This window comes from Streptomyces sp. NPDC059917 (assembly GCF_042730635.1).
In the GTDB taxonomy this organism is placed as follows: domain Bacteria; phylum Actinomycetota; class Actinomycetes; order Streptomycetales; family Streptomycetaceae; genus Streptomyces.
The window spans coordinates 22,702-35,741 of the sequence record NZ_JBHWLC010000081.1; the positions used below are offsets into that span (position 1 = coordinate 22,702).

Genomic DNA, 13,040 nt, shown 5'->3' on the forward strand with positions numbered 1-13,040 from the left:
GTGATCCCCGTGGTCCCCGTCATGGGAACCACGGTGGCACGGCCCACTGACAAAGGCGCCCGCCGACCCGCCGCGGTCGCGGGGGTCGTTGGGCGCCGTCGTCAGCGGGCGGGCCGGTCTCAGACCAGGCCGTCCTTCTCCAGGGCGGTGCAGCAGGTGTCCACGATCAGGCGGGTCACCACGTAGGGGTCGACGTTGGCGTTCGGGCGGCGGTCCTCGATGTAGCCCTTGCCGTCCTTCTCCACCTGCCACGGGATGCGGACCGAGGCGCCGCGGTCGGAGACGCCGTAGCTGTACTCGTTCCAGGGGGCGGTCTCGTGCAGACCGGTCAGCCGCTCGTCGATGCCGGCGCCGTAGTGCTTGACGTGGTCCAGCGGCTTGGAGCCCTCGCCCAGCGACTCGCAGGCGGTGATGATCGCGCGGTAGTCCTCGCGCATCGCCTTGGTCGAGAAGTTGGTGTGCGCGCCCGCGCCGTTCCAGTCGCCCTTGACCGGCTTGGGGTTCAGGGTCGCCGAGACGTTGAAGTCCTCGGCCGTGCGGTAGAGCAGCCAGCGCGCGATCCACAGCTGGTCGGAGACCTCCAGCGGGCCCACCGGGCCGACCTGGAACTCCCACTGGCCGGGCATGACCTCGGCGTTGATGCCGGAGATGCTCAGGCCGGCCGCGAGGCAGTGGTCGAGGTGCTTCTCGACGATCTCGCGGCCGAAGATCTCGTCGGCGCCGACACCGCAGTAGTAGCCGCCCTGGGCCGCGGGGAAGCCGCCGACCGGGAAGCCGAGGGGGCGGATGCCGTCGAAGAAGGTGTACTCCTGCTCGATGCCGAAGATCGACTCCTGCGCGGCGTGCTTCTCGGCGACCGGGCGCAGCAGGGCGCGGGTGTTCGACTCGTGCGGGGTCATGTCGATGTTCAGCACCTCGCACAGGACGAGGAGGTTGGCTCCGCCGCGGATCGGGTCCGGGCAGGAGAACACCGGCTGGAGCACCCGGTCGGAGGCGTGGCCCTCGGCCTGGTTCGTGCTCGATCCGTCGAAGCCCCAGATCGGCAGCTCGTCGCCGTCCGACATGATCTTCGTCTTGGAGCGAAGCTTGGCCGTCGGCTCGGTGCCGTCGATCCAGATGTACTCAGCCTTGTAGCTCACGGGACCGTCCTCAGACTCTGCGGGTACTGCGCTGACTGCGGTGATGACCGCAGCGTGCCCGCTCGCGATTTCTCTTCCGTTGCCCATGTGTGAACCCCGTGTTACCGGTGTTTACGGCCCGGGGCGGGGCGCGGGGACGCGTGGGCGTGCGTCCGCCCGGGCGGCGTGCGCGTCGGGCAGACTGAGCGCGTGAGCATTTCGTATGATTTGACTTCCGCAAGTGACGGCTCCGACCTGCCCGGCGGTCGCCCGCCCCGCGTGGGCCTGCTCGGTACGGGCCCCTGGGCCCGCCGCACCCACGCCCCGGCCCTGGCCGCGCACACCGGCTCCACCTTCGCCGGGATCTGGGGACGACGACCCGAGGCCGCCGCCGAACTGGCGGGCGAGTACGGGGTGAAGGTGTACGAAGACCCCGACGCCCTGTTCGCCGACTGTGACGTCGTGGCCTTCGCGCTGCCCCCCGACGTCCAAGCCCCCCTGGCCGTCCGCGCGGCCGCCGCCGGCTGCCACCTGCTGCTCGACAAACCGGTGGCCACCGACGTGGAGCAGGCCCGCGCCGTGGCCGAAGCCGCCGCGCGCCACCAGGTCGCCTCCGTCGTCTTCCTCACCCTGCGCTTCGCCCAGCCCACCGCCCGCTGGGTCGAGGAACAGGCCGCCCGCGACGGCTGGTTCACCGCCGCCGCCCACTGGCTCGGCGCGGTCTTCCCGCCCGACGGCGCGCCCAGCGCGTACGCCGACTCGCCCTGGCGCAAGGAGAAGGGCGGCCTGTGGGACGTGGGCCCGCACGCCCTGTCCGTCCTGATCCCCGTCCTGGGCGACGTGGTCCGGGTCACCGCCGCGCGCGGCCCCTCCGACGTCGTCCAGCTGGCCCTCCTGCACACCTCCGGCGCGTCCAGCACGGCCACCCTCAGCCTCGGCGCCCCCGCCGCCGCCGCCGGGGTCGGCCTGGAACTGCGCGGCGCGGCCGGCGTCCACGCCCTCCCGGACTGGAGCGACGTACCGGGCGCCTACGGCCGCGCCCTGGACGCCCTGCTGACCTCGGCGCGCACGGGCGCGCCCGATCCGCGGGACGCGGCCTTCGGGGCCCGCCTGACCGAGATCCTCGCGGAGGCGGAGTCCCAGGTCTGGGCGTAGGACGCGTCAGGTAGGGCGCGGGGGCGGCTGCGGCCGCTATTTGATGAGCGCGTTCGCCACGATGATCACGAGTCCGATCGTGGCGTCCGCCGCTCCGATCAGCAGCGCCGAGCTCAGCCGGTAGCCCACCCGGATCGCGACCACGGCCCCCCACGCGAAGAGCAGCGCGGTGTTCAGGCCGAGCCCGACGGCCGTCACCCCGTGCGAGTCCCAGCCGATGGCGTCGGCCAGCAGCAGCAGGACCACGGTGGGCAGGGTGGCCGCGATCATCGGCCACTCGTTGAACATCGCCCGCGACAACAGCCGCCACCGGTGGCCCGCCGAGCCGTCCCGGTGGGTGGTCATGTGGTGCGAGTACCCGTGCGCGAGGGCGGCGGTCGCGGCGGTCACCAGCACCCAGCTGGCGTCGTAGTACGGAGTGGACTCGCCGCCCTTCTGGTCCAGCGCCGCCAGCAGTCCGCTGGCCAGCACCGTCCCGTAGACCCCGCCGAACATCCAATCGGCGCCCCGGTGGGGTCGGGGGAGCGGCGGCGGGGACGCGGGGGCGGGCGCGGCGGAGGTGATGTCGCTCATCGGTGTCCTTCGGGTGGTGTCCTTTTGTGGCCAGAGATCCCTTATGTGGTGATCAGCGTACGAGGTCGGGAGTCGGCGGCGTCATCGGGTGCCCGCGTCGAGCCAGGGGCGGTGGCCCGGGCCGGTCGGGTGGGTGCCGGTGACGGCCATGACCACGGAGTAGAGGCTGGTCTCGGCCGTGATGAAGAGCCGGTTGCGCTTGGCCCCGCCCCACGCGATGTTGGACACCGCCTCGGGGACGCGCAGCCGTCCGATGAGGGTGCCGTCGGGGTCGTAGCAGTGGACCCCGTCGTCCATGGCGGCCACCCAGAGCCGCCCGCCGTCGTCGAAGCGGAGGTTGTCGAAGCGGGCCCCGTCGCGGGCCCCGGCCTCGGCGAAGACGGCGCCGTCCGACAGGGTGCCGTCCTCGCGCACGTCGAAGACGCGGATGCGCCCGGCCCGGGTGTCGGAGACGAAGAGCCGCCGCTCGTCGGGCGAGAAGACGAGGCCGTTGGGGGCGCCGAAGCCGTCGGCGACCAGCCGTACGTCGCCGGTGCCCGGGTCGACGCGGTAGACGTTGTTGGCGCCGATCTCGCTCTGCGCGCGGTGGCCCTCGTAGTCGCTGGTGATGCCGAAGTCGGGGTCGGAGAACCAGATCGAGCCGTCGGACCGGACCGTCGCGTCGTTCGGGCTGTTCAGGCGCTTGCCCTGCCAGCGGTCGGCCAACACCGTGAGGGTGCCGTCGTGTTCGGTCCGGGTCACCCGGCGGTTGCCCTGCTCGCAGGTGATCAGGCGGCCCTGCCGGTCGAGGGTGTTGCCGTTGGTGTGCCCGGCCGAGCGGCGGAAGGTGCTGACGGCGCCGGTCTCCTCGTCCCAGCGCAGCATCCGGTCGTTGGGGATGTCGCTCCACACCAACTGCCGCCAGGCGGGCAGGTAGACGGGCCCTTCGGCCCACCGGCAGCCGGTGTGGAGGACTTCGAGGTCGGCGTCGCCGTTCATGCACCGGCCGGTCCGGAACCGCTCGTCGAACATCTCGTACAGCGCCGGACGCCCGCTGGTCGCATAGGTGGTCATGTGCGTGTCCCCTCCACGTGAGATGCCGAACATCCTTCGGCTCAATGGGAACAATGCAAGATGGCATCCTGCCTATGCAAGATCGATTCGAACGAGGAGTCGTGGATCACATGCGGCCCAGCGCCCCCGCCAAGACCTCGACGGCCTCCGCGAACCCCCGGTCGCCCAAGCCCGCGTAGCCCACGACCAGCCCGTCCCGGGCGTTCCCGAGGGGTCCGGCCGCGGGGTGGCGGTACTCCGACAGGCCGTCCAGCAGCAGCCCCGCCCCCCGTGCCGCCGCCAGGGCCGCGGACTCCGTGCCCGGGGGGAGCGCGAGGACGGCGTGCAGGCCCGCCGCGATCCCCGTGACCCGGACGTGCGGGGCCCGCCGGGCCAAGGTGGCGGCCAGGTGGTCGCGGCGGTCGCGGTAGCGGTGGCGCATGCGGCGGACGTGCCGGTCGTAGCCGCCCGAGTCCAGGAAGTCGGCGAAGGCCAGCTGGTCCACGGCGCTCGTCCAGGACTCCCGCAGGCCCTTCGCCGCCACCACCTGCCCCACCAGCGCGCCCGGCAGGACCAGCCAGCCCAGCCGCAGGGCGGGGGAGAGGCTCTTGCTCAGCGAGCCCGCGTGCACCACCTGCTCCGGAGCCAGGCCCTGCAGGGCGCCGACCGGCTTGCGGTCGTAGCGGAACTCCCCGTCGTAGTCGTCCTCCAGGACCACGCCGCCGGTGGAGCGCGCCCACTCCACGGCCGCCGTCCGGCGCGCCGGGAGCAGCGGCCCGCCGGTCGGGAACTGGTGGGCCGGGGTGAGCAGGACCGTACGCGCCCGATCCGGCAGCGCGTCGGTCCGGGCCCCGTCCCCGTCCAGGGGGACCGCGTGCGGGCGCACGCCAGCGGCGGCCAGGATCCCGTGGTGGAACGGCAGCCCGTACTCCTCCACCGCCCAGTCCCGCGGCCGCACCCCCGCCAGCAGGCGCAGGCCGTTGGCGAAACCCGCGCAGACGACGACGTGCTCCGCGTCGGTACGCACCCCCCGCGCCCGCGCCAGGTACTCGGCCAGCGCCCGCCGCAGCTCCGGGCGCCCCCGCGGATCCCCGGGCCCGAAGGCGTCGTCCGGCGCCGCGGCCAGGGCCCGGCGGGCGCTCGCGGACCAGGCGCCGCGCGGGAAGGAGGCGGGATCGGGCTTGCCCTGGGTCAGGTCGTACGCGTGCGCCCGGGGCGCCGGCGCCGGCCCGGACGCGGGACGCGCCGGACGCACCGGCACCCCCTCGGCGACCCGGGTCCCGGAGCCCTGGCGGGCGGTGAACCACCCCTCGGCGACCAACTCGGCGTAGGCGTCGGAGACCGCGCCCCGGGCCACCCCGAGGTCGGCGGCGAGGGAACGGTACGGCGGCAGCCGCGTCCCGGCCGCCAACCGGCCGCTGCGGACGGCGTCGCGCAACGCCCTGGCGAGCGCCGTCCGCCGGGGGCCGTCCGGCGGGAGGTCCAGGTGCAGGTCGGCGCCGGTGATGGCCCCGGAGGCCGGGGACGGGTCGCGGGGCGGGCGGCCGGTCACGGGGCGAGGGCCGTTCGTGCGGCGCTCAGGAACCGGGTGACGGCGGCGCGCTCGGCGGGGTCGAAGCCGCCGAGGAGTTCGACCAGCCCGTCGATCAGCGGGCCGAAGGCGGCCCGGCCCAGCCGCACGGCCCCGGGGGAGACCTGGAGCAGCACCCGGCGCCGGTCGACCCGGTCCCGGCTCCGGGTGACGTGGCCGAGCCGCTCCAACCGATCGATCACGGCGGTCGTCCCGGCCGAGTTGAGCCCGAGCCGAGCGGCCAGCAGCCCCGCCGTCGCACTCTCGCCCGCGCGCGCCGCGTCCAGCAGGCAGATCAGGGCCCGGACATCGGTCGGGTGCATGCCGTGGGCGGCCCCGAACTCCGCCTGACGCAGCCCGAACTCGACGGAGACGGCCCGGAGCAGGTGGACCGGCTCCAGGAGGTCGGGGTCGGGCTCGGGGGTGCGGTCCGGGGCCGGGTTGGGGTTGTCGGGCATGGTGCCTCCGCCTAGGATCCGGCACGGACAGATATATCTCGCTGAGCGAGATTATCGCTCACCGAGGGGATGGGGTCGATCATCATGCCCGAACGCTCCGGCGCCGATGTCGGTGCCGCCGACTTCCGCACCGCCTTCCGTGCTGCTTACGAAGAGGCGCTCCGACGGTGGCCCGGAGCGGAGGGCGGGGCGGTGGCCGGGTCGGAGGTGATCGACGTGCGCTCGCTCGCGACTCCCTATGGCTCCACCCGCGTCAACAGCATCGGCCCGCGGGGGGCGTTGCCGCTGGTGCTGCTCCCCGGCGGCGGCACCTCGTCCCTGGTGTGGGGGGAGTGCCTGCGGGCCGGGCTCGCACGGGAACGCCGGGTGCACGCCGTGGACCTGGTGGGCGAACCCGGCCTGAGCACGCCGGCCGAGGGGCGGCCGCTGCGCACGGTGGAGGACCTGGTCGCCTGGCTCGACGCCGTCCTCGACGGGCTGGGGGAGGAGGTCGTGGAGCTCGGCGGCTACTCCTACGGCGGATGGATCGCCGCCCACTACGCCGCCCGGCGCCCCGAACGCCTGCGGCGGCTGGTGCTGCTCGACCCCACCCAGGTGTTCGCCGGGCTGCGCCCCGGCTACGTGGCGCGGGCCCTGCCGATGCTGCTGCGCCCCACGCCGGAGCGGATCCGCTCCTTCCTGGCCTGGGAGACCGGGGGCGCCGCACTCGACCCGGCCTGGCTGCGGTTGCGCACGGCCGCCGCAGGCTTCCCGACCACCCGTCCGGTGACGGGGCCGCGCCCGGTGCTGGGCGCGGGGGTGCCGGTACTGGCGCTCTTCGCCGGGGAGGCCCGCTGCCACGCCGCCGATCGCGCGGCACGCGCCGCCGCCGAGGCACTGCCGGACGCGCTGGTCGCCGTACTCCCCGGAACCTCCCACCACGCCCTCCCGTTCACGGCGGCGATGGAGTTGGTGCGGCGGGTGGTGGGGTAGGGGGGCGTCGCGGCTGGGCGGGGGTGGGCGGCGCGGCTTCGCCGCGTTGGGCGGGTGCTTCGCGGGGGCGGGGTCGGGGAGGTTCCGGGGGCTGCCCGCCAGTTCAACTGTCTCTCCGCGCCGGTGCGACCTGTCAAGGGCGCTCCCTACGGTCGCGTCGCTACGCGATGTCGCTGCGCTCCACCCTTGACAGGCCACCCCGTCACGGAAAGCCAAGAACTGTCGGGAAGCCCCCGAAGGAAGGGCAGGGGGGACCTAGACCATCACCCAGGGTTCCGGGCGATGGGGCGGGGGCCCTGGGTGCGGCCTCTGCCGCGCCCTCCGGGCGTAAAGGCCACAGACACGCCCTCAGATCGCTACGCGCTCCTCCGAGAGAAGCGTCTGCGGGCTGTGTGGGGCTGGGAGTCTTGCTCGACCTATCGATTTTCGATAGATTTTCATCGTAAGTCGATGGGAGGATCGGTCATGGGGAAACTGGCAGTGAGTGCGCTTCGGGCTGTGCTCGCGGTGGTGCTCACCGGCACCTTGCTCGTGCAGGTGGGGATGGTGTGGGTGTTGGTCACCGGGGCGGACGACGAGTCGCTTCCGCTGACTCCGATGCGGGTGATCGTGATCCTGGGCATGGTGGCGGCCCAAGTCGCCCTGGTCAGTGTGTGGCGGTTGGTGACGATGGTGCGTCGTGGAACCGTCTTCTCCCACGCGGCCTTCCGGTACGTGGACGCCGTGATCGGTGCGATCGTGGCGCTTTCCCTCCTGTGGTTCGTGGTCACGGCGATCAACGCGCCCGGCCAGAGGGAGGATCCGGGTGTCACGGTCATCATGGGCGGGATCGGCCTGGCCATCCTGGGCGTGGCGCTCATCGTGCTCGTACTGCGGATGCTGCTCGTCCAAGCGGTCGCGCGCGACGTCGAAGCATCGCAGATGCAGGCCGAGTTGGACGAGGTGATCTGATGCCGATCGTCGTCGACATCGACGTGATGCTGGCCAGGCGGAAGATGTCCGTGGGCGACCTCGCGGAGCGAGTGGGAATCACGCCCGCCAACCTGGCGGTGCTCAAGAACGGCCGCGCCAAGGCAGTGCGCTTCGCGACACTCGCCGCACTCTGCGAGGCGCTGGAATGCCAACCCGGCGACCTGCTCCGCTGGGAGGGCGAGACGACGATGTGACACCTCCCGGGACGCGTCCGTCGCCTGTCCGGGCCGAATGCTCGACGAGACCGAGCATGGGACCGCCCTGAGCCTCGTCCGCCGCTAAGTGGGAGTCGTAAAGCCCACCAAAAGGGGCATTTTGGTGGGCTGTTGAGGGCCCGCCGTCACCAGACCCGTCTCCTGCTCGGTTGAGCCGAGCTTCCAGCCCTCCCGCACCACCCATCACCACCCATCAGCCCCCATCAGCTCCCAACAGCCCGCAGACGCTTCTCTCGGAGGAGCGCGTAGCGATCTGAGGGCGTGTCTGTGGTCTGTACGCCCGGAGGGCGCGGCAGAGGCCGCACCCAGGGCCCCCGCCCCATCGCCCGGAACCCCGATCGGAGATATCGGTCCCCCTGCCGTTCCTTCGGGGGCTTCCCGACAGTTCTTGGCTTTCCGTGACGGGGTGGCCTGTCAAGGGTGGCCGTAGGCCATCGCGCAGCGACGCGACCGCAGGGAGCGCCCTTGACAGGTCGCACCGGCGCGGAGAGACAGTTGAACTGGCGGGCAGCCCCCGGAACCTCCCCGACCCCGGATACGCGAAGCCGCAGGCAAACGCGGCGAAGCCGCGCCCACCACCGCCCAGCCACCGCCCAGCCCCCGCCAAGCCGCCCCCCCTACCCCACCGCCCGACTCAGCAGCCGGGTCGTGCTGCCGTCCTCTTCGGGGATGTCCTTGGTGTGCGTGAAGCCGAGGCGGGCCAGCAGGGCCAGGGAGGCCGTGTTCTCCGCGGCCACCGTGGCGTGGACCTCGGTCAGGGCGAGGGTGGTGGCGGCGTACGCGAGGAGCGCCTCGGCGATCTCGGTGCCCAGGCCCGCGCCCCAGGCGTCGGGGGAAAGGGCGTAGATGATCTCGTGGCCGCCGCTCTCGGTGGTGGGCTTGATCTCGGCGTGGCCCACGAGGCGGCCGTCGCGGCGGACGGCCCAGACGTCGAAGAGCCCGTCGGCGTAGACCTTCGTGAAGATCCGCCCGAACAGGGCCCGGTCGTCGGCCTCCGGCACGGGCCCTTCGCCCATCCACCGCGACACCCGCTCGTCCTGGAACAGGGCGACGAAGTCCTCTTCGTCCTCGGGTGCGTACGGGTTCAGGGCGAGGCGTGCGGTGCGCAGGTCAGGAGTCACGCGCACCGACGCTACGCGCCCGCCGACGCCTCTGGCCAGCGAGTTCGGGCGCCGCCCCGGGTCAGGCGCGTCGGGAGAGGGCCTCGCGGACGGCCTCGTCCGTGCGGGCCACGACGGCGGTGCCGTCGTCGGCCGTGATGATCGGGCGCTGGATCAGCTTCGGGTGCGCCGCGAGGTGGGTGATCCAGCGGGCCCGCGCGGCGTCGGTCGCCTCGCGCGGCAGCTCCCTCGCGCCGGTCTCCTTGGCGAGCGGGTCGGACGTACGGGTGATGTCCCACGGCTCCAGGCCGAGGCGGTCGAGCACCGCGCGGATCTCGTCCTCGGACGGTACGTCGTCCAGGTAGCGCCGCACCGTGTAGTCGGCGCCCTCGGCGTCGAGGAGGGTGAGCGCGCTGCGGCACTTCGAGCAGGCGGGGTTGATCCAGATCTCCATGGCCGAAGCCTAGCGAGGGCGGTCTGGCCAGGGGCTTTTGTCAGTGGTCCCCGGTAAAATCGAGGAAGCACGACAGGAAGCCAACTACCGTTTGGGAGGCTGTAGATGGCCGCTGCCGCGATCATTTCGATGCCCAAGAAGAAGCCACTGCCCGCGGGCCTGCCCCGTGAGTGGTACGAGAGCCACAACCGCCGTCTCAAGGCGATGCGGCTGGCGATTTCCCTGCTCGACACGGGGACGTACGACGCCAAGCGCGCGACGAACCGGAAGATCCGCACGATGGCGGTGCGGGTGGGCATCCACCGGCCGTCCAACGTCACTTGCCGGATGGTCCGGACGTTCATCCGCCAAGCCGGCTGAGTCCACCGGCCGTCGGCGGCCCCGGGTGCCTACGAGTCCCCGGCGGTCCCGGGGACCTTCGGGAAGCTGAAGCCGTATCCCTGCTCCTTGAGCCACGGCAGCAGCTTCCCGAGGGCCTCGATGGACTGGGTGCGGTCGCCGCCGCCGTCGTGCATCAGGATCGTGGGCCCCTTCGTCTTCAGCTGCTCCTTCACCGACTCGAAGATCTTGTCGGTGCCGGGGCGCTCGAAGTCCTTGGGGTCGACGTTCCAGCCGAGGTTCGCCATGCCGTGCGCGGCGGCGATCTCGCGGCTCTGCGGGGTGAAGGCGCCGCCCGGGGCGCGGTAGTACCAGAGGCGTTCGCCGCCGGAGGCGTCGTCGATCATCTTCTTGGCGTCCAGGATCTCCTTCTCCTGGTACGCCACGTCCTTCTTCGCCATGCCGGTGTCGTGGCTGACCGAGTGGTCGCAGAGCCGGTGGCCGGCCGCGGTGATCTCCTTCACCAGGTCGGGGTTCTTGCGCGCGTTCGGGCCGGTCAGGCAGAAGGTCGCCTTGGCGTCGTACTCCTTGAGGAGGGCGAGGGCCTTCGGGGTCCACTTCGGGTCGGGACCGTCGTCGAGGGTCAGGTTGACCACCTTCCCGGTGTCCTCGGCCGCGTGGACGAGGTCCGAGGAGACCAGGCCGGAGGCCGGGGCCTCGATGACGGAACCGTTGCTGCCCGGGCGGCCCGTCGCGCCGTCGTCGTCCTCCGTACCGAGGACGACCGCGCCGGTCAGCAGCGCGACGGCGGCAGCGACCGCCGTGATCGCGGCCATGCGCCTCTTGTACTTGTGCGGTGCCCTCATGGTCGTTCCCCGGCTTCCGGATCGGTGGTGGTGCGTGAGCTGTGATCACCGAGGGAAACATGAGAAAAGACCCAAATGGGTGGTTGTCGTTGTTTGGTCACATGATCAGGACCGAGTCGTCATCGTCCCCCCTCCGCGCCCCGCCCGCGCCCCCTCGCCGCCCCCTCACCGTCCCGTCGCGGCCCCCGGGACGGCCAGGACGAGCAGGGCCACGTCGTCCCGCGGGCCGCCGTCGGTGAAGCGCACCAGGTCCCGCCACACGGCCTCCGTCAGCCCCACGAGGTCCGCCGGGGTGCCCGCCAGGAGCGCCGGTACCCGGTCGGCCAGCGGGTAGAACGCGCCGATCGCGTCCCGGGCCTCGGTGACCCCGTCGGTGTACAGCAGCAGCCGGTCCCCGGGGCGCAGCGCCGTGACGCTGACCCGTGGCGGGGTGAGGTCCCACAGCCCCAGCCCCAGCGGCGGGCCCGGCTCGGCCGCCAGCTCGGTGACCGAGCCGTGGCGCAGCAGCAGGGCCGGGGGATGGCCGCAGGAGACGATCCGTACGAGGTCCAGCGCGGGCGGGAACTCCAGCAGCAGGGCGGTCGCGAACAGCTCGGCGTCCGACGCGTTCTCGGCGTCGGTGCGCAGGCGGCGGTCCAGGCGGGCGGCGACCGCGGCCAGCCCGGAGTCGTCGAGCACCGACTCGCGGAACGCGCCGAGCAGCGCCGCCACCGTGGCGACCGCGGCCAGCCCGTGTCCCTGGACGTCCCCGACGAGCGCGCGGACCCCGTGCGGGCCCGCCCGTACGTCGTACAGGTCACCGCCGACCAGGGTGCCGTGCTGGGCCGCCCGGTACAGCCCGGCGCAGCGGACCGGGCCCACCTCGGGCGGCGGGGGCGGGAGCACGGCGAGCTGGGCCGCCTCCGCCACTGTCCGGACGCTGACCAGCTGGGCGTCCCGGCGTTTGCGCACCCAGGCGATGACCACGCTGAGCAGGCCGATCGCGGCCACGGTGGCGAGGTCGGTGCCCCTGGCGTGGCCGACGCCGAGGCCCGGCAGGCCGAGCAGGGCCAGGACCAGGGCGGCGAAGAACGCGGTGCCGGTCGCCCCGTACGAGAACGCCGCGACCGGGGGCAGACCGGCCAGGAAGAACCCCAGCTCCACGTTGCCCGGGGTCAGGGCCTGGGCGGCCACGAGCACCACGAGGGCGACGGCGGGTGCGAAGCGGGCCCAGCGCGGCGGGGGCTCCCCGCGCAGCCAGCCAGGTTGCTCGCGTCCTCGTCTCACCTCTCCACCCTGGTGCCAGGGGCGTGGGCGCGCACGCCGGGCCGGTGCGTGCCGGAGAGTGGACCCGTGACGCACGATGACGAGGGATCGCAGAGCGGGGCCATCAGCACCCGGCTCAACTGGTTGCGGGCCGGGGTGCTCGGGGCCAACGACGGGATCATTTCCACGGCCGGGCTCGTGGTGGGCGTGGCCGGGGCGACGACGAGCCGCTCGGCCATCTTGACGGCCGGGATCGCCGGGCTGCTGGCGGGTTCGCTGTCGATGGCGGCGGGGGAGTACGTGTCCGTCAGCTCCCAGCGCGACTCGGAGCGGGCCGCGCTGGAGCTGGAGCGGCGGGAGCTGGCGGAGGAACCGGAGGCGGAGCTGGCGGAGCTGGCCGGGCTGCTGGAGGCGCGGGGCCTGAGCGAGGAGGTGGCGCTGGAGGCCGCGCAGCAGCTGACGGAGCGGGACGCGTTGCGGGCGCACGCCCGGGTGGAGCTGGGGATCAATCCGGACGAGCTGGCGAACCCGTGGCACGCGGCGCTGGCGAGCCTGGTCGCGTTCACGATCGGGGCCGTGCTGCCGCTGCTGGCGATCGTGCTGCCGGGGGTGGGGTGGCGGGTGCCGGTGACGGTGGGGGCGGTGTTGTGCGCGCTGGCGTTGTGCGGGTGGGTGAGTGCGAGGTTGGGGTCGGCGGGGGTGGCGCGGGCCGTCCTGCGCAACGTGCTCGGCGGGGCCGTGGCCATGACCGTGACCTACGCGGTCGGCACCTGGCTCGGCTCCACGTAGCGTGGCGCCTCCAGCCCGGGCCCGGCCCAATCCGGCCTCGCCGGGCCTGGCGCCTCCAGCCCGGGCCCGGCCCGAGTCAGCCTCGCCTGGCTTGGCGCCTCCAGCCCCGGAGCGGCCCAACCCAGCCTCGCCGGGCTTGGTGCTTCCTGTCCCGGGTCGGCCCGATTCAGCCTCGCCGGCGTTTGAGGCGCGGGGTCTGGGGC

General features: G+C 73.2%; 15 protein-coding genes. 6 read left to right on the top strand and 9 right to left on the bottom strand.

Going from position 1 to position 13,040, the window contains the following annotated elements:
- Nucleotides 1–119: 119 nt before the first annotated feature.
- A complete protein-coding gene (gene glnII / locus ACFWAR_RS32615) occupies nt 120–1,139 on the bottom strand; it encodes a glutamine synthetase (RefSeq protein ID WP_385785098.1) in 1,020 nt (339 codons plus the stop codon).
- A gap of 195 nt (nt 1,140–1,334) precedes the next feature.
- On the opposite strand from glnII, the gene ACFWAR_RS32620 reads away from it, so the two are divergent.
- Nucleotides 1,335–2,273, top strand: a complete 939-nt coding sequence (locus tag ACFWAR_RS32620) for a Gfo/Idh/MocA family protein (RefSeq protein WP_385785137.1) — start codon at nt 1,335–1,337, stop codon at nt 2,271–2,273.
- Between the two features lie 36 nt (nt 2,274–2,309).
- Here ACFWAR_RS32620 and ACFWAR_RS32625 read toward each other — a convergent pair whose 3' ends face one another.
- The 4 genes from ACFWAR_RS32625 to ACFWAR_RS32640 form a co-directional block, all read right to left on the bottom strand.
- On the bottom strand, nt 2,310–2,846 hold the full coding sequence (locus tag ACFWAR_RS32625) for a hypothetical protein (protein ID WP_385785101.1): 537 nt from the start codon (nt 2,844–2,846) through the stop codon (nt 2,310–2,312).
- An 81-nt stretch (nt 2,847–2,927) separates the two neighbouring features.
- Complete coding sequence (locus tag ACFWAR_RS32630) at nt 2,928–3,899, bottom strand: SMP-30/gluconolactonase/LRE family protein (RefSeq protein WP_385785103.1); 972 nt, start codon at nt 3,897–3,899, stop codon at nt 2,928–2,930.
- A 106-nt stretch (nt 3,900–4,005) separates the two neighbouring features.
- Nucleotides 4,006–5,430 carry a PLP-dependent aminotransferase family protein gene (locus ACFWAR_RS32635; RefSeq protein WP_385785106.1) on the bottom strand — a complete coding sequence of 475 codons (1,425 nt, stop codon included), beginning with the start codon at nt 5,428–5,430 and terminating at the stop codon, nt 4,006–4,008.
- Nucleotides 5,427–5,906, bottom strand: a complete 480-nt coding sequence (locus tag ACFWAR_RS32640; RefSeq protein WP_385785109.1) for a MarR family winged helix-turn-helix transcriptional regulator — start codon at nt 5,904–5,906, stop codon at nt 5,427–5,429. Before ACFWAR_RS32640 ends, ACFWAR_RS32635 begins: the two co-directional genes overlap by 4 nt.
- 84 nt (nt 5,907–5,990) lie before the next feature.
- On the opposite strand from ACFWAR_RS32640, the gene ACFWAR_RS32645 reads away from it, so the two are divergent.
- The 3 genes from ACFWAR_RS32645 (at nt 5,991) to ACFWAR_RS32655 (ending at nt 8,044) form a co-directional block, all read left to right on the top strand.
- Nucleotides 5,991–6,878, top strand: coding sequence for an alpha/beta fold hydrolase (locus ACFWAR_RS32645; RefSeq protein WP_385785113.1), 888 nt, complete (start codon nt 5,991–5,993; stop codon nt 6,876–6,878).
- A 465-nt stretch (nt 6,879–7,343) separates the two neighbouring features.
- The gene (locus ACFWAR_RS32650) at nt 7,344–7,829 is read left to right on the top strand and encodes a DUF2975 domain-containing protein (RefSeq protein WP_385785140.1); all 486 of its coding nucleotides are present in this window, start codon (nt 7,344–7,346) and stop codon (nt 7,827–7,829) included.
- Nucleotides 7,829–8,044: a helix-turn-helix domain-containing protein gene (locus ACFWAR_RS32655; protein ID WP_385785116.1), complete on the top strand. Its 216-nt coding sequence runs from the start codon at nt 7,829–7,831 to the stop codon at nt 8,042–8,044. Before ACFWAR_RS32650 ends, ACFWAR_RS32655 begins: the two co-directional genes overlap by 1 nt.
- 638 nt (nt 8,045–8,682) lie before the next feature.
- Here ACFWAR_RS32655 and ACFWAR_RS32660 read toward each other — a convergent pair.
- Together ACFWAR_RS32660 and ACFWAR_RS32665 are read right to left on the bottom strand one after the other, a co-directional pair.
- Nucleotides 8,683–9,186, bottom strand: coding sequence for a GNAT family N-acetyltransferase (locus ACFWAR_RS32660; protein WP_385785119.1), 504 nt, complete (start codon nt 9,184–9,186; stop codon nt 8,683–8,685).
- Nucleotides 9,187–9,247: 61 nt separating this feature from the next.
- Entirely contained in the window at nt 9,248–9,619 is a 372-nt protein-coding gene (locus ACFWAR_RS32665) for an ArsC/Spx/MgsR family protein (protein WP_385785122.1), read from the bottom strand.
- Between the two features lie 105 nt (nt 9,620–9,724).
- Here ACFWAR_RS32665 and ACFWAR_RS32670 point away from each other — a divergent pair, with 105 nt between their 5' ends.
- Nucleotides 9,725–9,979 (top strand): hypothetical protein, encoded by a 255-nt coding sequence (locus ACFWAR_RS32670; protein ID WP_354383481.1) that lies wholly within the window; start codon nt 9,725–9,727, stop codon nt 9,977–9,979.
- A gap of 29 nt (nt 9,980–10,008) precedes the next feature.
- On the opposite strand, the gene ACFWAR_RS32675 is transcribed toward ACFWAR_RS32670, so the two are convergent.
- The gene (locus ACFWAR_RS32675; RefSeq protein ID WP_385785126.1) at nt 10,009–10,773 is read right to left on the bottom strand and encodes a polysaccharide deacetylase family protein; all 765 of its coding nucleotides are present in this window, start codon (nt 10,771–10,773) and stop codon (nt 10,009–10,011) included.
- A gap of 195 nt (nt 10,774–10,968) precedes the next feature.
- Nucleotides 10,969–12,069 (bottom strand): PP2C family protein-serine/threonine phosphatase, encoded by a 1,101-nt coding sequence (locus ACFWAR_RS32680; RefSeq protein ID WP_385785129.1) that lies wholly within the window; start codon nt 12,067–12,069, stop codon nt 10,969–10,971.
- A 66-nt stretch (nt 12,070–12,135) separates the two neighbouring features.
- Between ACFWAR_RS32680 and ACFWAR_RS32685 the strand changes: the two genes are divergently transcribed.
- Nucleotides 12,136–12,837, top strand: a complete 702-nt coding sequence (locus tag ACFWAR_RS32685) for a VIT family protein (RefSeq protein ID WP_385785131.1) — start codon at nt 12,136–12,138, stop codon at nt 12,835–12,837.
- Nucleotides 12,838–13,040: the final 203 nt, after the last annotated feature.